1 protein-coding gene is annotated in these 255 nt (G+C 58.0%); it reads left to right on the top strand.

The window, feature by feature from the left end; translation table 11 throughout:
• Positions 1 to 255 (top strand): transposase (locus MUA00_RS00060; protein WP_271121226.1); only part of this gene is annotated, 255 nt, incomplete at both ends.

Genomic DNA, 255 nt, shown 5'->3' on the forward strand with positions numbered 1-255 from the left:
AACGGCCGCCGCCTTCGGCACGATGAAGGAAAGTGAATACACGCTGGCGGAGCAGCTGATAAACCAGACCGGTGATAACACACTGACATTGCTGGATAAAGGCTATTACTCGCTGGGGCTACTGAACGCCTGGCATCTGGCGGGAGAACACCGGCACTGGATGATCCCGCTGAAGAAAGGCGCTCAGTACGAGGAAATTCGGAAGCTGGGCAAAGGCGACCATCTGGTCACGCTGAGAACCAGCCCGCAGGCGCG

Source organism: Dryocola boscaweniae (genome assembly GCF_025215095.1).
Taxonomy (GTDB): domain Bacteria; phylum Pseudomonadota; class Gammaproteobacteria; order Enterobacterales; family Enterobacteriaceae; genus Dryocola; species Dryocola boscaweniae.